We start from the raw sequence: 19317 nt of genomic DNA, 5'->3' as shown, positions 1-19317 counted from the left end.
TTAAACCAGCATAGATCCGTAAACAAAAGTCGGGTTTTTGCCCGACTTTTTAATGAAATGTTATAAAAACAGCCTTTATTGATGTTTTTACCCCTACAACCCCTCTCTTTGCTTGCTGATCACATGGTGCATTGGTAAAGTTAGCGGATCTTAGTTTAAATCTCTCACAGGGTACGGTCTGTTCATGTTTAAGAAGCTTCGAGGAATGTTTTCAAACGATTTATCAATCGACCTCGGTACAGCAAACACACTTATTTACGTCAAAGGTCAAGGCATTGTTCTGAATGAGCCTTCCGTTGTTGCGATTCGTCAAGAGCGCGCAGGCGGACCTAAAAGTGTCGCCGCAGTAGGTAGTGCTGCCAAGCAAATGTTGGGTAGAACACCTGGCAATATTAAAGCCATCCGTCCAATGAAAGACGGCGTTATCGCCGACTTTTATGTGACTGAAAAAATGCTTCAGCACTTCATTAAACAGGTGCATGACAACAACTTTTTGAAACCCAGCCCACGTGTACTTGTTTGTGTACCGTGCGGGTCAACACAAGTTGAACGCCGAGCTATTCGTGAATCAGCTTTGGGTGCAGGTGCCCGTGATGTGTATTTGATTGATGAACCGATGGCCGCTGCAATTGGTTCTGGGCTTCCGGTGTCTGAAGCAACGGGTTCTATGGTTGTTGATATCGGTGGTGGTACCACGGAAGTTGCAATCATCTCACTGAACGGTGTGGTCTACTCATCTTCAGTGCGCATCGGTGGTGATAAGTTTGACGAAGCGATTATCAACTATATTCGCCGTAACTTTGGTTCACTTATTGGTGAAGCAACAGCAGAGCGCATCAAGCACGAAATAGGCGCTGCTTATCCGGGTGAAGAAGTGCGCGAAATTGAAGTCCGTGGTCGAAACCTTGCTGAAGGTGTTCCAAGAGGTTTCAACCTCAACAGCAACGAAATACTCGAAGCGTTGCAAGAACCTTTAACCGGGATTGTGTCTGCAGTGATGGTCGCATTGGAGCAATCGCCTCCTGAGCTGGCCTCTGATATTTCTGAACGTGGAATGGTACTGACCGGTGGTGGTGCCTTGCTTAAAGACTTGGATCGTTTATTGATGGAAGAAACTGGCATCCCAGTAGTCATTGCTGATGATCCGCTAACTTGTGTTGCACGAGGCGGTGGTAAGGCATTTGAAATGATAGATATACATGGTGGTGATCTGTTTAGTTATGAATAGTCTGTTGTCAGACACTCATATGCAAACTTTCATCACACAACGGGCATAGTCTTCAGATGAATACCATGTTCACTCAAGGGCCATCGTTGATCAGTCGATTAGCGTTGGCTTTGTTCGTTTCAGCGTTGATGATTTTTGTTGATCATAAGTATGATGGTTTTGCGTCAATCAAAGTTTATCTCAACTCGCTAGTTAGCCCATTGCAGTATGTGGCAAGTCTACCTGGGCAGTTGCTCAGCTCCAGTGCTCAGCGTTTTACCTCTCACCAACGATTATTAGAAGAAAATGCCCAGCTGACTTTGCAAGCTATGAGCATGTCTGAACAGCTGCAAAGATTTGATTTGCTAAAAGCGGAAAATGAAAGGTTAAGAACCTTGTTAGGCTCCCCAGTCAACGCGCCAACAGAAATCATGGTCACTGAATTAATGGCTGTCGATAATAATCCTTTCAGTCTGCAAATTGTTGTTGATAAGGGCGCTATACACGGTGTCTACGAAGGGCAAACTGTTCTGGATGATAAAGGTGTCGTGGGTCAAATTATGCAGGTGGGCACAACCAATAGCCGCGTGTTATTACTAGCCGACATTACCCATGCCATTCCGCTGCGAAACGCCAGAAACAATGTGCGACTGGTGGCCAATGGAAGTGGACAAATTGACGAATTATTGTTGGAGCATGTAGCCCATAGCGCAGATCTGCGAGTAGGCGACTTGCTCGTATCTTCTGGCTTGGGAGATGTGTTTCCTGAAGGTTATCCAACAGCAAAAATCACCTCTATCCTTCGTGACGAAAGTCGTCCTTTTGCTCAAGTGACAGCAACCCCAATAGCGCAATTGGACAGATTGAGATATCTGCTACTGCTTTGGCCAGAAGATGCACCGAGCCGGCCAATCATGCCCGACGCGGAAAATTCGCAGGCTGATTTTGCAACAAACGGGGCAGAACAATGAAATTACGTAGTTATGTTATTGCCCTGAGTATTATCGCTGCCTTGATTTTGCAAATCGTCCCGATGCCAATTACTGTCGACCAGTTCAGACCGGATTGGGTTATGTTAGTGCTGTCATATTGGACCTTGGCGCTACCAAACAGAGTGAATATTGGTGTGGCATTTTTTGTTGGATTGGTATTGGATATATTGTTGGGCACCAGTCTGGGGGTACATAGTTTTGCGTTGTGTAGCACACTATTTATCCTGGCGGCGAATTATCAAAGGTTGCGAAACTACTCACTGTGGCAACAGTCAGCAATCATCGGAATATTGTCTGCGTTGTATCACTTGCTAGTGTTTTGGTTGCAACATCTACAGACCGACGTTAATTTTCTTTTTACCTATTTGTGGCCGGTTTTAACGTCAATGTTAATGTGGCCGTGGATTTTTGCGTTGCTTAGAAAAATTCGTCGGCAATTCAGAATCACCTAACAAAACGGGGCTCAAATGCTACTACTTGCCTCTCAATCCCCCAGACGCAAAGCGTTATTGCTAGAGTTAGGTGTTAACTTTACTACACTTAATGTGGACATCGATGAAACCCAACATACAGATGAAGGGTCTAGAGAGTACGTGTGTCGTTTGGCAAAACAAAAATCCTTGGCTGGATTGGCCCAAAAGTTAGATGTTCAGGCGTCAATCGGGGCAGACACCATTGTTGTGGTGAATCATCCACAGGAGCAAGTCTTAGGTAAACCCGTAGATTTCGATGACGCTTGCAGAATGTGGCGCCTGCTTGGTCAAGGTGAACATACAGTTATGACAGCCGTAGCACTATCAACGCATGAAACTACATACCAATGCCTGGTAGAAACTCAGGTAAACTTTGCAATGATGAGTGCCGTACAAATGAAATGGTATTGGGACACCAACGAGCCTCAAGACAAGGCCGGTGGGTATGGTATTCAAGGGTTGGCTGGACAATTTGTGAAACACATTAAGGGTAGTTATAGCGCAGTTGTCGGGTTACCTTTGTATGAAACTAGTCAATTATTAAAACAAGCAGGAATAAAGCAGTATGAGCGCTGAGTTGCTAATTAACGTGACCCCATCTGAATCAAGAGTCGCGCTGATCGAAAATGGAATTTTGCAGGAAATTCATATTGAGAGACATACGAAGCGTGGACTGGTTGGTAACATTTATCGTGGCAAGGTGAGTCGTGTCTTGCCGGGCATGCAAGCTGCATTTGTCGATATTGGGTTAGAAAAAGCAGCATTTTTACATGCATCAGATATCGCCTTTCACAATGAGGTCGAAGAAGAAGTATCTACCTCGCATATTGCAAAGAAAGATATTCGCGATCTGATCAGAGATGGCCAAGACATCGTTGTTCAGGTGGTCAAAGATCCCATTGGCACAAAAGGCGCCAGGCTAACGACGGATATTACAATTCCTTCTCGGTATTTGGTGTTTATGCCCAGTGTTGACCATGTTGGAGTATCACAACGAATAGAAGATGAAGAAGAGCGAGAACGTTTAAAAGACCTAGTTCAGGAATTTTGTAACGAAGATGGTGGCTTTATTTTACGCACCGCTGCTGAAGGCGTGCAGGAAAAAGAGCTGATCTCCGATGCTGAATTTTTAAAACGCTTGTGGGCCAAGATCCAGTCGCGCATGAAGGGCCGAAAAGGCAATGTTTTATATGAGGATTTGCCTCTCGCGCGCCGAGTGTTGCGTGACTTTGTGGGAACAGAACTGGACCGTATTCGAATTGATTCCAAGCTATCCTTTCAGGAGCTACAGCACTTTACCCGAGAGTATGTGCCCGAATTAAACAAGTTGCTTGAGTATTATCAGGGAGAGCGTCCGATCTTCGACTTATATGATGTTGAAAACGAGGCGCAGCGCTCATTGGAACGCCGAGTTGACCTTAAGTCAGGGGGCTATTTGATCATTGATCAAACTGAAGCCATGACAACTATCGATATTAATACAGGGGCTTTTGTTGGCCATCGAAACCTGGAAGAAACTATCTTCAATACCAATATTGAAGCGACCCAAGCCATAGCCAGGCAGTTGAGACTGCGTAATCTGGGTGGGATGATACTCATAGATTTTATCGATATGACCGATGAGGATCACAAACGTAGAGTGCTGCACAGTTTAGAGGTTGCGACCTCAAAAGATCGCGCCAAAACGAACATTCACGGCTTTACGGCTTTGGGTTTGATTGAAATGACCCGAAAAAGAACTCGAGAAAGTTTGGAACATATACTCTGTGGTGAGTGTCCAGTATGTAAGGGCCGAGGTTCTATTAAAACCGTCGAGACAACGTGTTTCGAAGTCATGCGCGAAATTGTTCGGGTAAATCGCGCGTATGATGCTGATAAATTTGTTGTTTATGCATCACCTGCCGTAGCAGAAGCACTCATGGGTGAAGAGTCCCATATGTTGGCAGAATTAGAAGTATTTGTTTCCAAACAAATTAAGGTACAAACAGAATTGTTATACAACCAAGATAAGTTTGACGTGGTTATGATGTGAAAAACGCATCCTTTTACGCCGCTTACATCGTTAAAAAATTGTGGACACTGGCAGCTGTACTGCTGGTGATTTTTGCGGTGTCTATCAGTGTATTGCGTTTTTCTCTACCCTACATGGACAAACAAAAAGACCGGGTACAAAACTGGTTGGGTAGTCAATACGGCGTCGAACTGCAAATTGGTGAACTAAACGCCAGTTGGAGTGAAAACGGTCCAAGCCTTGTGTTGAAAGATGTGTTTCTCAAACAAGACGAGCAATCTCCGATTGGTTTAGAAATCAATGAAACGCACATTGAAATCGATTTCTGGAATTCTATTATAGCCCGACAATTTCAGTCCCAGCGTTTTGAACTGGATGGACTGGCACTGTCGGTCAACTTAGCAAGAATCCAAACCGCTGAGAGTGAATTTCCTATTGTCGAAGCACTGGAAAACCTGTTCCTTGAGCAGCTTCATCGTTTTTCTGTGCGAAATAGTGTGGTTGATGTCACTACCCGCTATGACCAGCAGCTAATCCAAATACAACAGCTAAGCTGGATAAACAAAGAATCTCGTCACCAAGGTGTAGGTCAGCTACGGGTGGTGGAATTGGCTAACAATTCGGCTACTTTCATTTTAGATTTACATGGTGGTAAAGACGATCTTAGCGGGACATTTTTTGCCAAAGGAGAAGAGCTGGATTTATCGCCTTGGTTAAATCAATTGATAAAAACACAAAATCAACTGACCCAAAGTCGGGGTAATTTTACCTTTTGGGCGGGCATCGATAATAACCGTGTTGAGAACGTGCAAGTCCAACTATCAAAAAGTGAATTTGCCTGGACGACTCCGGATACCAAAGTCGACGCAGCGATTATCGGCGGAAACATTACTGCAGTGCCAGACGATTTAGGCTGGACCTTTAATATTGAAGATTTGACGCTCGAATCGAACCAACAAAGTGTGGTGACCAATTGGGCGGGTCACATAGGACGAGATGGCAACACACGCTTTAACAATATCAACCCGGTAAATATGCAATCGATATTGCCGGTACTGCCCTTGGTGTTTAATCAAAGTACCATGGGATTTATTGACCGATTGTCACCAAGAGCTCGCTTAGACAATGTCAATGTCATGCTCGGAAATCAGTTTGCCGCAACAGCAGCGTTTTCTCAAATTGCCTGGAATCAAGTTGATAGTCTGCCAGGTATGTCAAATCTGACAGGGCGTTTTGACGCTTTCGATACTCAAGGGCGATTGGCTATTCAAGGTGTAGCCGGAGAAATTACACTCACAAACATTCTTGATGAGAATATCTTTTATCGAAACCTTATTGTCGATGCTTATTATACTAAACACGCTCGCGGGATCAGTTTTGAGGTCCCTGAGTTTAGATTGGATAGCGAACAAATAAGCCTTAGCCAGCGGTTCGCCTTCGACACCAGTAGTCAGTCATTATCTCTGTACGCACAAATTGATACGCTGCCTATCTCGCAAGTGAAAAAGTTGTTTCCTGAAGCTTACATGGGCGAGGACACAAAAAATTATCTAAATCGTGCGATGGATGAAGGACAGCTAGGTTCTGCTCGTATTCTGTGGCATGGCGATCTAAACCAATTCCCGTTCGAAAAAGACCAGGGGGTGTTTCAAGCATCGGTTGATTTGAATCAGATGACGTTGAAATTCCATGAAGGCTGGCCAGCAATCAAAGAGCTTGACGTTGATCTGCTTTTTGAAAATGAAGGTCTATCCATGACCGCACAAAAAGGTAAATTGCAGGATGTTTCGCTGCAAAGCCTTTCTGCAAATATCCCTAGTTTGTCGTCTGGCGCTGTTTTGTACATTGATGCCAATGCTCAAGCGACTAATGAACAGGTCACGAGATTAATGTTAGACAGTGACCTGGCAGATTCTGTTGGTGTAGCTCTGACCGAAGGGGTGAACGTTGGTGGAGTCATCCAGACCTCTTTGGATCTGACCATTCCTCTTGCAGGCGAAGATGTTGTTGCAAAAGGAGAGGTCACTTTAGCGGGTAATTCCGTATTCGTTCCCAGTTTGGGCATTACATTTGAAAACGCCCAGGGCAAAGTCGCATTTGAGAATGACAAAGTCAGTTTCAATCAATTGAATGCAGAGCTTTTTGGTCAGGCTGTCAAATTGAACTATGAGAGTAAATCCGGTCCAGCGGAAACTTACCTTGCTGATATTCAACTAGAAGGGGATTGGCAGTTAAAACCGTTGTTAGATAAATATCGCCCACAAATGACAACTTACTTGACAGGTCAAACCCAGTGGCAAGCAGATACCAAGCTGACATTCAACGGACCCTCTTACGCGTATAGTTTTGAGCTACGCTCCGATTTAATGGGAATTGAATCAGGTTTACCTTCACCATTTGGTAAAGATATCGACCAGGTGAAACCTTTTATTCTGACCGGCAGCGGCCAGAATCAAGCATCAAACTTTAGTGCGACCCTTGGCGAGCAAATTAGCTTTGAAGGGGTATTGCCTCACGACACGATGCAATTTTCACGTGCACACCTTGCTATTGGTGAAGAAAAGTCCATGAGTATGGGACTTGGATTTAGTATATCGGCCAATGTTGAACAGGCTGATTTTGACGCCTGGTACGAAGCCATTTCGGTGTTAGTAAGCGATTTACCCCATTCTGAAAACCCTGTTTTGAGCGAACCACAACGCATCTACGTCAAAACTGATTCCATGTTAATCGCAGGACAGAAAATCGAACAATTGGAATTAGTCGCGAAACATTCAACTGACGACTGGCTTTTGGAGTTTAACGCTGACCAAATTCGAGCAAGCGTTATGTTTTATGACGATTGGTTGAACCAAGGGATTGATATCAAAGCTGATTTTATCGACTTGGCAGAATGGCAAGGCGAACAGACGATGGGCTATCAGCAGCCTGTGTTAAACAATCTTCCACCTGTTAAATTTGAGTGTAAAAGCTGCAGACTCTTTGGGAAAGATTTAGGTCGAGTAGACTTTTCGCTTTCGCGGGCCCCAACAGGGATGCAGATCGACAGCTTAAGAATGAATAATAGCAACGGAATTTTGTACGCTTCAGGAGATTGGTTGCTGTCTGACCAAGGGGCAAGTACCCATTTGAAAGGAGAGCTAAGCAGCCCAGATTTTGGTGCGCTTCTCAAAGGCCTTGGTTTAGATTCAGGCATAAAGGACTCCAAAGCGACCTTTAATTTTGATTTAAATTGGAATGATTCACCCCACAAGTTTTCCCTTGCCAGTTTGAATGGTGATATTGATTGGCGGCTAACCGATGGTTATTTGTCTGAAGTAAGTGACAAAGGGGCAAGATTATTCAGTATTCTGAGTCTTCAATCACTAGTTAGAAAATTAAGTTTAGATTTTCGCGATGTATTTGCCAAAGGTTTCTTTTACGACAAAATGCGCGGTTCATTCCAGATTGTTGATGGACGAGCAGACACCCGCGATACCGTTATTGACGGTGCAGCGGGAGAAATGGTGCTCGTGGGGTATACCGATCTAAATTCAAAAACCCTTAACTATGATATTGAGTTTACTCCTAATGTCACCTCTAGTTTACCCCTGCTGGTTTACTGGATGGTTAATCCAGCCACCGCAATTGCTGCGCTAGCAATCGATCAGGTGCTTACCGAAGCAAAAGTTATTTCAAATGTACGTTACTCAGTAACAGGTACATTGGATGAACCTATATTGACTGAGAAGGATAGGAAGAGCAAAGAAGTGTCTTTGCCGGCACGGGTGCCACCATCTGCTCAGAACCCTGAATCTGGGATGCTTCCTGAAGAATTGCCGGGTGAACGAGTCAACCTGGAAGTGAATAATCAAGAGTTGAATAATGACTAAACTTGTTGCTTGTCAGATGGTGTCATGCCCCGACCCTGAACAGAACTTGCGCCAAGTTGAGTTGATGCTTGAAAAACAAGCGCCGGGTTCGGTCGTGGTTTTACCCGAATGTTTTGCTTGTTTTGGTGACAGCGACAAAACTCTGTTACAGAAAAGCGAACCCCTTCACGATGGTCCCATCCAAAAGCGCCTGAGTGAGCTTGCCCATCGATTTAAGCTTTGGATATTTGCTGGAACAGTACCGATTAAATCCCCAGATCCAAATAAATTTACCGCTTCCTGCCTGGTATTTAATGACCTGGGGGAATGCGTTGGTGAATATCAAAAGATCCATCTATTTGATGTGCAGGTACAAGACTCAACCAAGCATTATCAAGAATCCAGACACACGCTGGCGGGCGACAAAATCCTAGTGGTTGATTCACCTGTAGGAAGAATCGGTGTGGCCGTTTGTTATGATATTCGCTTTCCAGGTTTGTTTCAGGCAATGGGGCAAGTGGACGTTCTCGTGCTGCCCAGTGCGTTCACTGAAACGACAGGCCGAGCTCACTGGCATACGCTGTTACAAGCACGAGCGGTCGAAAATCAATGTTATGTGGTGGCGGCTAACCAGGGAGGCAAACATCAAAATGGGCGAGAAACCTTTGGACATTCTTGTATCATTTCTCCTTGGGGCGAAATAATCGATGAATTAACAAAAAATCAAGGTACAGTATGTGCTGACTTTGATATCGATTTATTGAAGCGTATACGAACTAACATGCCCATTCATCAACACAATCAATTCAGGAGTTCCCTTGTCTAATCTGGTTGAAAATAATCTTTTACATGCCTCTGATTTATCATTAGGTAATGTGGAGACTGCATTGTCATTAATCTGTCAGCATCAAAACGATTATGCGGATATTTATTTTCAATCCAGTCAGCACGAAAGCTGGGTGCTCGAGGATGGCATTATCAAAGATGGCAGCTACAACATTGAACGAGGTGTCGGTGTTCGTGCAGTAAGTGGCGAAAAAACCGGTTTTGCTTACTCAGATGAACTTAGCCCTGAAGCATTAACCCGAGCGGCCAAGGCTTCACGCAGTATTGCCTCGACCGGGGGAACTACAGCTGTAAATGGCATTCGAAGAGTAGACCACGCAAGCCGTTATCAATCTCAGAATCCTATTTTGGGTATGCAAGAACATGAAAAAATCACCTTGCTGCAAGCCGTAGATAAGTATATCCGAGACCAAGAGCCATTAGCCACGCAAGTGGTTGTTAGCTTAAGCGGAGTTTACGAAGAAGTGTTGATTGCTGCAACTGACGGCACTTTTGCCACTGATATTCGTCCACTCATTAGGCTCAACTGCTCATTATTGATCGAAGACAATGGCCGCAGAGAACGGGGCAGTGCAGGCATGGGGGGGCGTTATTCCTATGCATATTTTAATCAGCTTGAAGACAACCAACTACGCTATGAAAAACTCGCTAATGAAGCCATACATATGGCCAGAGTCAACATGCAAGCCGTTGATGCGCCAGCAGGTGTTATGCCGGTTGTTTTAGGCAACGGTTGGCCGGGCGTATTACTTCATGAGGCCGTTGGTCATGGTTTGGAAGGGGATTTTAATCGTAAAGGCGCCTCCACCTTTAGTGGTCGAATCGGCGAACAAGTTGCTGCCAAAGGCGTGACAGTCGTTGACGATGGTACCCTGACCGACAGACGTGGCTCTTTGACTGTTGATGACGAAGGCACGCCGAGTCAGCACAATGTTTTAATTGAGGATGGCGTGCTCAAAGGCTATATGCAGGACAAGCTCAATGCACGACTCATGGGTGTGCAACCGACTGGGAATGGCCGTCGAGAATCTTATGCGCATCTTCCTATGCCTCGTATGACAAATACCTTTATGTTAGGAGGCCAATATACGCCAGAAGAGATCATCGCGAGTGTCAAAAAAGGGGTGTATGCACCAAACTTTGGCGGCGGTCAGGTGGATATTACCTCTGGCAAATTTGTGTTTTCCACATCTGAAGCTTACTTGATAGAAAACGGTAAAATCACTACACCGATTAAAGGCGCAACATTGATTGGCAATGGCCCTGATGTTATGCAAAAAATCTCCATGATCGGCAACAACATGAGCTTAGATAAAGGCGTTGGCGTGTGCGGAAAAGATGGTCAGAGCGTTCCAGTTGGTGTGGGTCAACCAACACTCAAAGTTGATGAGCTGACAGTAGGTGGTACTGCCTAAGTAAAGTTACTTTCATTGCTCTTTCATGTGGAATTTGTCGTCTAGTGTTTGGTATTTCACATACACTTTTTATTCCTAACTTGATTATGAGCCTAGAGTACACACATGACGCTGGTATCATTTTCTGGTCAACGTATCAGAGGACACTTCCAACCTGTAAAGGACATGTTCAAGGATTAAGAGTAAAAATATGATTTTTCATTTGTTCATAAAATACCATGTTGCGCTCAATCGACTTCAGTACCTTTTTTGGGAGCTTTGAGTAGTCTATTGCATTTGGCTGCATGACAAATCCGCGACTATTAATTGCTTCCACATGCCAGGTTTCCCTATCTGCCCATTCCTCTCTGGCGCCTGGAGGCCAACTTAAAACGTCGTTTGGCATTTTATATCCAATGTGTTGAAAGTAGCTGGGAACTATCGATTCAGGATCCCGCGTTAAATTCTCACTATCTATCACCAAAGGTCGTTCACCGGTTATATCTTGTATTTTCTTGAACAATTTGTACTGGCCTTCAAAGCCCGTTTGGTCTTCGCTATATTCAGCTCGCATTTTGTATAAAGAGGGTATGGAAAGATGGGGGTCGCGGATTAAAAAAGTATTGTGAACCAGGTTTAGAAACTCGTCGGTCAAAAACGGCAGCGCGTGATATGCCATATCTTTGACAAAAACGGGTCTTTCATCGCTTTGCTCGATCAATAACTGACATTTGCCATGAAATTCTCGTTGAGCGATTTCAAAGTCTTGCTTGGAGATGATACTTTTTTTATAAATATCGATAAAGGGTTCACTCACAACGTTGAAGCAGTTTGAATGAGCCATCATTTTCTCAAATGCTGTAGAGACAGATCTGGGCACAGACCAAAGAAAGATTATTCTTTTTGCATGTTTAGTTTGCACACTAAATCAACCATTTTTGAACTTACCAGCTTTAAACCCAGCTTAAAATGACCTGCTAGCTAAGGTTGTTGCTTTTTTCGCCTCTTTGAGATCAATTTTCATCCACAGCTTTTTCCATCTTTCGAGCTTTTCATCAGCGGCCAGTGTTTTTGGAGAGGCACTTTGTGGGCCATTGAACAGCGCTTTGTCTGCTAGCAAGGTGCTATTAAGCGCACCAAGGAGGGTATTATCTGCCTGTTGATACGCAGCCGATATGAGTGTGTTGCAGCCTTGGCAAACGAGAAAAATCGCCTGCTCGCTGCCTTGCATTTTTCTTAGTAAAGCCGACCTTGCATTAATCTCCAATGTCCCTTTTGGATCAGAAAGATAGGCGGCGCAGTAGTCTGTACAAAAGTCACAATCACATTGGCGTGGCGTGTATTGGTTAGGCGCCAAGGATAGGGTCAGAGTCATCTCAACCTTGCCACATTGACATTGCCCAAGATATTTTTTCACAGGATTAGTCGCCGATGACGTCTTTGAGGTATTGAAATATTTCTCGCGCAGCCTTGGGGGGTTTATTTTGCTCTTTTTGTTTGTTTGCCTGGCGCACCAGTTGGCGAAGTTTTTGGCGGTCCAAATCTGGATGCTCGGCGACCAAACTATTGATACCATCGTCCCCAAGGTCGAGAACACGATCTCTGGCTTGTTCAATATGATGAAACTTTTGGGTTTGCAACAAATGAGACATTTGCAATTGATCAAGCGCTGTTTGAATGGGTGCGCAATCACGATGTCGCATCATTTTGCCGATCAGCTGCAGTTGACGTCGAAAACCGTCCTTCTTACGGTTAATTTTCCGTGCAAGTTGGATCGCCTCAGACAATTCATCATCTAACGGGATTTTCGCTAATGCCGAAGCACCTAAATCTACCAGAGATTCTCCCAATTTCTGGATTGCCTGGCTCTCTTGCTTGAGTTGTGTTTTGCTTTTAAATTCAGGTTCTTGGTCTTCAGATATAAAATTCGAATCGCTCATAACGGCATCTTTAGTGTTACACTAGGACCATTGTAACCCAATTATAACCATTCCATTAAATTCTCTGTTAGAGAACATCGTTTTAGTGGAATAGGTAAGTATTAAGTACAACCTAAGGTTGTATCGTAAGTGAGACAAATATGCAGATGGAACAACAACTCGCTCAAATTAAACAAGCTGTAGAAGAAGTATTGGCTCTGGCTAAAAAAAAGGGCGCAAGCCAAGCCGAAGCGAGTATGTCAAAAGTACAAGGTATTGCCGTATCAACTCGCCTAAAAGAGGTGGAAACGGTAGAATTCACTAATGATGGCGGTTTAGGGATCAGTGTTTATTTTGGGCAACGAAAAGGCAGCGCATCGACAGCTGATTTGAGCCAAGGTGCATTGAATCTTGCCGTTGAAAAAGCCTGTGAAATTGCTAAGTACACAAGTGAAGATCCATTTTCAGGCCCCGCAGAGGCTGAACTCATGGCTTACGATTTTCCTGATCTTGATTTGTATCATCCTGTCGAGCTGGACACGCAAAAAGGCATTGAACAAGCCATTAAAGCTGAGCAAGCGGCGCTGGAAATGGATGACAAGATCACCAATTCAGATGGCGCATCTTACAATGCAAACATTGGAATGAAGGTCTACGGAAATAGTCATGGTTTTATTGGTGGCTATCCGAGTTCCCGCTACAGTTTGAGCTGCGTTGTGATTGGAGAGCACGACGGTGATATGCAGCGTGACTATAGTTACACGGTAAATCGCAAGAGTAATTTGTTGGCTAGTGCTGAACAGGTAGGGCGTGAAGCCGCTGAATTTACCTTAAGTCGACTCAATGCGAGAAAAGTCAATACTGCCAAAGTACCTGTGTTATTCCATCGAGATATCGCGACATCATTATTTGGTCATTTTGTTAGTGCGATAAGCGGCGGAAGTTTATACCGCAATTCGTCGTTCTTATTAGACAGTTTAGGAACTCAAGTCCTTCCAGATTGGCTAGATATCGTTGAAAAACCCCATTTAAAAGCGGCACTGGCCAGCTCACCTTTTGATAACGAAGGGGTGAAAACTCAAGATCTGGAGATAGTCAGTGCAGGTCAGCTCAATCATTACTTATTAACCAGCTATTCAGCACGAAAATTGGGTATGAAAAACAATGGGCACGCTGGTGGAATACACAACTGGGTGGTTAAAAATACTGGTCACTCCGATCAAGCACTACTGAAGGAAATGGGTACTGGATTACTCGTTACTGAGTTAATGGGGCAGGGTGTTAATGTGGTGACCGGTGATTATTCAAGAGGTGCAGCGGGTTTTTGGGTTGAAAACGGTGAAATTCAGTTTCCAGTTCATGAAGTGACAATAGCCGGTAACCTTAAAGAAATCCTGATGAATATTGTGGCAATTGGAGAAGTGCCAGAGACACGCAGTAGCATCCAGTGTGGTTCGGTTTTGGTTTCGCAAATGCAACTTGCAGGACAGGGTTAATTTCATCAATACATGATATAAGTTGGATTAGTCACCATTTATCTGACGTTTTAAAAAAATAGAGCTCAATCAAATCTGATGGTCTCAAGTGTACGTTGAGCGGAAGTTGAGCACAGGATACATTTCCACTCTAAGAACGGCTGGAAAGTGTCTAAGTTATTGGTAGCGATTCAGGCGCAATTTTTTTAGGTGATATTTCATGGCGAGGGAAGGAGAAGTTTTAACTCAAGAGTCAATCATTACCCCTGCCGATTATAATGCCTCGTAGCGATTATGCGTGCGCTTGGTATAGGATACTGGCACCACACAACCGAGTACGATTGAGCTTGTTTAATTGAAAAATAGCCGTTATATTGATACTATTACTTTATTATGTTATTCCAACAAAAAAGGTGTTCGTTTGATGAGACCACAATTAAGATAGCAAAATTTAGTTTGCCATTAGCTGTTTAACTCGTTCAGGGTATACTGACAGTAACTCCTCTACACTTTCAAAATTACTCTTATTATCGCTTTGGATATAGTTTTCCATCATGGTTAGGTATGCTTTTAGTTTTTCATCATTGAACTCACAGGTAACTGATGCTGAGTAGCAAAGGTTATCCATTGCATCCATCCACATTTCGTCTTTAGGCATTTCTTCAACAACGTATTTTTCAAATAGGTTGATCGTCCTTTTTATAAGCTTCTTAGCCTTCGTTTCTGTTCTTAGCACCATACTGTCATTAGCAATATCATCAGCCAAATAGTATAGGCCGTTAGTCACAGACGTTAACAGTTCATCATTCGACTTTATTTGACTCATTGGTAGCTTCAATATCGTTTGCATTGCCGCAAAGTTACTGACTTCATGTGTTTTTTGAATAGTTCCGCTGATATTGTCAAGTGAGTCTACTATTGGATCTTCTGCTGGTATGGTCTCTTTGAAGGTTGCCAATGTATTTTTCACTCCATATAAGAAAAAAGAGATCCGCCCTGTTAGTTCACCATAATCTTCATGGTGTTCTCGAAGGGCTTTTTTGCTCAGCTTTTTCACATGTCGATCTACTTCAGTTTTAGCTTCGGTGATTTTATCTGTCATCGAATCACTGAGGCTATTATTTAGATCTTTCTCAATCTGCTCTTTAAGCTCTTTCTTAATTTTTTCGAACATAAAATAGATACCGACTACACCTGCCAGTATTGATAACAGCAAGCCAAACGCGATGTTTTTATATATTTCTACATCTGACTGCTTAGATTCAGACTTAATTAGACTAGGAATATCTCTTGAGGGTGTAAAAAAGGGCTTTTCAACGTCAGTATCAATTTTCTTCTGGACTGCTTTGATATCAGACTGCAAAGTCTTGATTTCATCTTTCAGGCTCTCAATTTTACCTATGTAAGATGTTTGATTTCGCCTAATATGCCCAAGGACAACTTCTGGTTCATTTTCAATGTCATGGTGTTTTGCATAACTTTTGATCGCTATCTGAGTCTCTCTACCGAGTAAACCATCAAAGTATTTGACGGCGTAACCCGCGTGACTCAATTGCTCTTGAAGCTCAAATACATCTTTTTTTGTTAGAGAGTGTTCTTCACTTGCTTGCGTTGTAATTGATGTCAGCAGTAATAACATCACTAAATACCTTAAGACTGCCACGCATATCTCCTTTTCTCTAAATTCTATCTGTCATCTTTAGCTATCTGGAATACTTGAGAATTTGAAAGGGGGAGTATGTGCTGTTTCAGTAGCTCAAAGTTTGGTTCCATTCTTCCCAAAATCCTTCCATTGGCTAACTAGTTACTTTGAACTAATCGTTCAATAGAGTATACACATACAGAACAAATATTACATGTATGTGCTTGACCCCCCTAGGATAGTTGAGTGCAACTTATGTTCTGGTGTAAACCTCCCCTAATTAGTCACATCCATAATTAGAGGTTTCAGCCGTATTCGCGTGTATGTCCTTTTTGCGGCGAAAGCGCCACTTGGAATTAGAGGACAAACTACTCATTGACGGGCCGCAAATTGTCTAATGCTGCTTTTTGCCAGTATGAAACTATATTCCTCAGTATGATACTTTAATACTTAGTATGAGACTTTATTACTCATCTGCAATCTGTATGAACTGACAATGTTAAGCTATACAATGGCAGTAGTGTTTGATTTATATGCGTTTGTCTAGGAGCGCATCCTAAAATGTTAATATCAAGGAGGATAGTTTGGCTCAAAAGCTTGTATCAAAGTCAGAATGGATGCGTTTTTGTACAACCCGAATTGAAACCACGTTAAGTTCTGGAGGTATGACAACTGGAACCGGCTTCTTCTTCGCCATCTCTCAAAAAGATAATCTGCAAACGATTGTATTAATTACAAATAAGCATGTTCTCGAAGGGGCAAAATCTTTTTCAATCTTCTTGACTAGAAAAGACGAAAATAACATGCCTATGAATATACCTCCTGAAAAAATAACTATTAGTGGGTTTGAAGCTTTTTTGATTCGTCATCCAGAAGAAGATGTTGATTTATGCGCTTTCGTTTTAAGTCCGACACTTCGAATGAGGGGTGAAAAAGGCCGTTATTACTATTACGGCCAAATGGGGTTTGAAACAATTCCTACTATAGAAGAACTAAACGATTTAGCTGCTGTGCAAGATATTGTAATGGTTGGTTATCCAAATGGAATATGGGATGAACACAACAATCAACCGGTGATTCGCAAAGGTGTAACTTCTACAGATCCGGCCCTCAACTGGAATAATAAACCTGTGTTTTTGATTGATGCTGCATGTTTTCCTGGTTCCAGCGGTTCCCCAGTATTTTTGTACAACCCTCTTGGGACACAATCAAAATCGGGGGCATATCAAATGGGCAAGGGGCTATTTAAGTTCTTAGGTATTCTATATGCAGGACCACAGCATACTGCAACTGGAGATGTTGTTGAGGTCCCAATAGCGCAATCCAAGCTCCAAGTTCGTTCGAATATTCCAAACAATTTAGGACTTGTGGTTTCATCACAAAAGTTGAAAGAGCTGGTTCCCCTGGTAGATAAGAGAGAAGAAGAAATCGTCAATGCTTTAAACCAGTTAGCACTTAAGAAACAAATCATGAAGGACGTGTAATTGCTCCTTTGCTTTGTCCATTGAATGTCTGCTCTTTGTCTATTTGTGCCTGTCGCCAATGGCTTTAGGACGGCAAAGTACGTGAAGCCGCCGCTCAAAGTCTAGATTCCTGATGGTAAGAATTGGCAAAAGGTAAGCGGATAGTTTCTTTTAAGTGTACGTCCCCACCACGGACAAAACAGTTATTGAAAGCGACCTATGAATCGCACTAGGTTGTTCGATGTTACTTTCACCTCAGCCACCTCCAATTGAAGTTTTTTCGACCAATCCATATCATCGAATCCTTTGCACTGTCTATAGAACTGATAGCTTTCCAGCTTTAAATCTACTAATGCTTTCTTCGATGCTTGCATGCATGGCTTCAGGATCATCGGGAGTGATAACAATTTGTTCATCATCAAACCTAAGCACTAAGCCATTTTTAGGATTTGTTATGTACGCTTTGAATTTGCCGATAACATTGCTTCTAAAACGACCAGTAGAAACAAATAATGCACTTACACCAAAAATTCTGATCGCTCCCATCATTACATATGGATTTACTTCAATACTCGATAGTGAACTTAGGTCAAAATTGCTACTCCACCCTATATGGTGAATTAGTAACCTATTATCAATAACGCTATAACCCTGTATAGAAAAAACTAAGTAGGTTAATGTAACAAAGAAAATTGATATAAACGGTGTGCCGGTGCTAAAAAACTCAATAGCCATTATAAGAAGCCAAAGCACAATAAATGCCGTGAGCAACTTTCGATCGATAGGGGCTGAAAAATGTTTCCTCAGATTGGATGATTCAAAAGATTTTAAATCCACTTCAAACACAGTTGCCAGTGCATTTAATGACTCAATGGATGGTTGCGCTCCATTCTCCAGTCGCTGAATTGTGCGTTCACTTAATCCTGTTATCTCAGCTAATTGCGCCTGAGTCCAACCTTTCTTTAAACGCTCAACTTTAATCGAATTAGTATCCTTCATAATTTAGTGTTTCCTTGCAGTTTACACTCAAGTATTACTATAGGATCTTCGCGCTAAATTAAACACGTCAATAGCCCGACATTAAGGTGACAGTATAGCTACAGGAAGGTGCCAACTCACTGTTTAACACATAAGTTGATGTCCAGACTTGAAAACCTGACTAACCGCTCCTTGACTAATGCCGCCTGTCAGGTTAAGTCGAAGCTTTCCACCAAAAGTGTCAGATTAATGAGCTACTACATATAAGTTTGTTCACCGAGACATTAAAAAAGGCCGTAAACGGCCTTTTTTGTTTGCTAATCAGTGGCTTCCACTAGACATCCACAGAACCACAGAATCGATAGCCTTCACCATGAATGGTGACGATTAAATCTTCTGAGTCGACCTCAGATTCAAAGTGTTTACGAATACGTCTAATGGTTACATCTACAGTGCGGTCGTTAGGACGTAATTCTCTTCCGGTCATCTCCATGATCAGCTGTTCACGAGTTAGGATTTTACCTGGGTTACTTAAGAACAGGTGCAGGGCGCGAAACTCACTGCGCGGTAAACGGAACTCATTTTGGCTAGGAGAGATCAGGCTGCGACTGTCACCATCTAGAATCCAACCATTGAAGCTCACACGACTTGGCAGATCGTCGTCATCACCACTGCTGGAAGTGCGGTTTAACAAGTTACGCGCTCTAATCGTAAGCTCTCGAGGGTTGAAGGGTTTTGTTAAGTAATCATCAGCACCAATTTCCAATCCAAGGATCCGGTCTACATCATTGTCTCTGCCCGTCAAAAAGATAAGACCTACGTTCTTTCTGTCTCTGACTTCTCGAGCCAATATTAAGCCATTTTTACCCGGCAGGTTAATATCCATTATGACAAGATTGATGTTATTATTTTCGAAGTAATCGTGCATCTCACTGCCATCTTCTGCTTCGAATACATTGTATCCTTCAGCCTCAAACAAACTCTTCAAGGTTGTTCGAGTAACAACTTCATCTTCAACTATTAGTATGTTTGGGGTCATCGTCTTTTTACCATCTCATTTGTGATA

General features: G+C 43.0%; 16 protein-coding genes. 10 read left to right on the top strand and 6 right to left on the bottom strand.

Annotation, left to right across the window (positions count from 1 at the left end):
* Positions 1-184: 184 nt before the first annotated feature.
* From FM019_RS01180 to tldD, 8 genes are read left to right on the top strand one after another with little or no spacing between them, the layout of a single operon-like run.
* On the top strand, positions 185-1228 hold the full coding sequence (locus tag FM019_RS01180) for a rod shape-determining protein (protein WP_143834057.1): 1044 nt from the start codon (positions 185-187) through the stop codon (positions 1226-1228).
* 56 nt (positions 1229-1284) lie between these two features.
* On the top strand, positions 1285-2178 hold the full coding sequence (gene mreC, locus FM019_RS01175) for a rod shape-determining protein MreC (protein ID WP_143834056.1): 894 nt from the start codon (positions 1285-1287) through the stop codon (positions 2176-2178).
* Positions 2175-2651 carry a rod shape-determining protein MreD gene (gene mreD, locus FM019_RS01170; RefSeq protein ID WP_143834055.1) on the top strand — a complete coding sequence of 159 codons (477 nt, stop codon included), beginning with the start codon at positions 2175-2177 and terminating at the stop codon, positions 2649-2651. The genes mreC and mreD overlap by 4 nt, the downstream gene beginning before the upstream one ends.
* Positions 2652-2666: 15 nt before the next feature.
* Entirely contained in the window at positions 2667-3248 is a 582-nt protein-coding gene (locus FM019_RS01165; protein ID WP_143834054.1) for a nucleoside triphosphate pyrophosphatase, read from the top strand.
* Positions 3238-4704, top strand: coding sequence for a ribonuclease G (gene rng / locus FM019_RS01160; protein WP_143834053.1), 1467 nt, complete (start codon positions 3238-3240; stop codon positions 4702-4704). The genes FM019_RS01165 and rng overlap by 11 nt, the downstream gene beginning before the upstream one ends.
* The gene (locus FM019_RS01155; protein ID WP_143834052.1) at positions 4701-8555 is read left to right on the top strand and encodes a YhdP family protein; all 3855 of its coding nucleotides are present in this window, start codon (positions 4701-4703) and stop codon (positions 8553-8555) included. The genes rng and FM019_RS01155 overlap by 4 nt, the downstream gene beginning before the upstream one ends.
* Positions 8548-9360: a carbon-nitrogen hydrolase family protein gene (locus tag FM019_RS01150; protein ID WP_143834051.1), complete on the top strand. Its 813-nt coding sequence runs from the start codon at positions 8548-8550 to the stop codon at positions 9358-9360. Before FM019_RS01155 ends, FM019_RS01150 begins: the two co-directional genes overlap by 8 nt.
* The gene (gene tldD / locus FM019_RS01145) at positions 9353-10795 is read left to right on the top strand and encodes a metalloprotease TldD (RefSeq protein WP_143834050.1); all 1443 of its coding nucleotides are present in this window, start codon (positions 9353-9355) and stop codon (positions 10793-10795) included. Before FM019_RS01150 ends, tldD begins: the two co-directional genes overlap by 8 nt.
* A gap of 169 nt (positions 10796-10964) precedes the next feature.
* On the opposite strand, the gene FM019_RS01140 is transcribed toward tldD, so the two are convergent.
* Genes FM019_RS01140 through yjgA form a run of 3 tightly spaced genes read right to left on the bottom strand, consistent with a single transcriptional unit; the run spans position 10965 to position 12714 of the window.
* The gene (locus FM019_RS01140) at positions 10965-11696 is read right to left on the bottom strand and encodes a hypothetical protein (protein WP_221934347.1); all 732 of its coding nucleotides are present in this window, start codon (positions 11694-11696) and stop codon (positions 10965-10967) included.
* Between the two features lie 42 nt (positions 11697-11738).
* Complete coding sequence (locus FM019_RS01135) at positions 11739-12191, bottom strand: aldehyde-activating protein (protein ID WP_143834048.1); 453 nt, start codon at positions 12189-12191, stop codon at positions 11739-11741.
* A gap of 4 nt (positions 12192-12195) precedes the next feature.
* Positions 12196-12714 (bottom strand): ribosome biogenesis factor YjgA, encoded by a 519-nt coding sequence (gene yjgA, locus FM019_RS01130; protein WP_143834047.1) that lies wholly within the window; start codon positions 12712-12714, stop codon positions 12196-12198.
* Between the two features lie 140 nt (positions 12715-12854).
* Here yjgA and pmbA point away from each other — a divergent pair, with 140 nt between their 5' ends.
* Entirely contained in the window at positions 12855-14189 is a 1335-nt protein-coding gene (pmbA, locus tag FM019_RS01125) for a metalloprotease PmbA (RefSeq protein WP_185969140.1), read from the top strand.
* A gap of 430 nt (positions 14190-14619) precedes the next feature.
* Here the strand turns inward: pmbA and FM019_RS01120 are convergent, their stop codons facing one another.
* Positions 14620-15810, bottom strand: a complete 1191-nt coding sequence (locus FM019_RS01120; RefSeq protein WP_143834046.1) for a peptidoglycan-binding protein — start codon at positions 15808-15810, stop codon at positions 14620-14622.
* 584 nt (positions 15811-16394) lie between these two features.
* Between FM019_RS01120 and FM019_RS01115 the strand changes: the two genes are divergently transcribed.
* Positions 16395-17294 (top strand): serine protease, encoded by a 900-nt coding sequence (locus FM019_RS01115; RefSeq protein WP_143834045.1) that lies wholly within the window; start codon positions 16395-16397, stop codon positions 17292-17294.
* A 294-nt stretch (positions 17295-17588) separates the two neighbouring features.
* Here the strand turns inward: FM019_RS01115 and FM019_RS01110 are convergent, their stop codons facing one another.
* Together FM019_RS01110 and arcA are read right to left on the bottom strand one after the other, a co-directional pair.
* Positions 17589-18272: a helix-turn-helix domain-containing protein gene (locus tag FM019_RS01110; RefSeq protein WP_143834044.1), complete on the bottom strand. Its 684-nt coding sequence runs from the start codon at positions 18270-18272 to the stop codon at positions 17589-17591.
* A gap of 313 nt (positions 18273-18585) precedes the next feature.
* The gene (arcA, locus tag FM019_RS01105) at positions 18586-19290 is read right to left on the bottom strand and encodes a two-component system response regulator ArcA (protein ID WP_143834043.1); all 705 of its coding nucleotides are present in this window, start codon (positions 19288-19290) and stop codon (positions 18586-18588) included.
* Positions 19291-19317: the final 27 nt, after the last annotated feature.

Source organism: Aliiglaciecola sp. M165, assembly GCF_007197995.1.
In the GTDB taxonomy this organism is placed as follows: domain Bacteria; phylum Pseudomonadota; class Gammaproteobacteria; order Enterobacterales; family Alteromonadaceae; genus Aliiglaciecola.
Note: the sequence above shows the minus strand (reverse complement) of the source record. Positions and strands in the feature narration are given on the sequence as shown.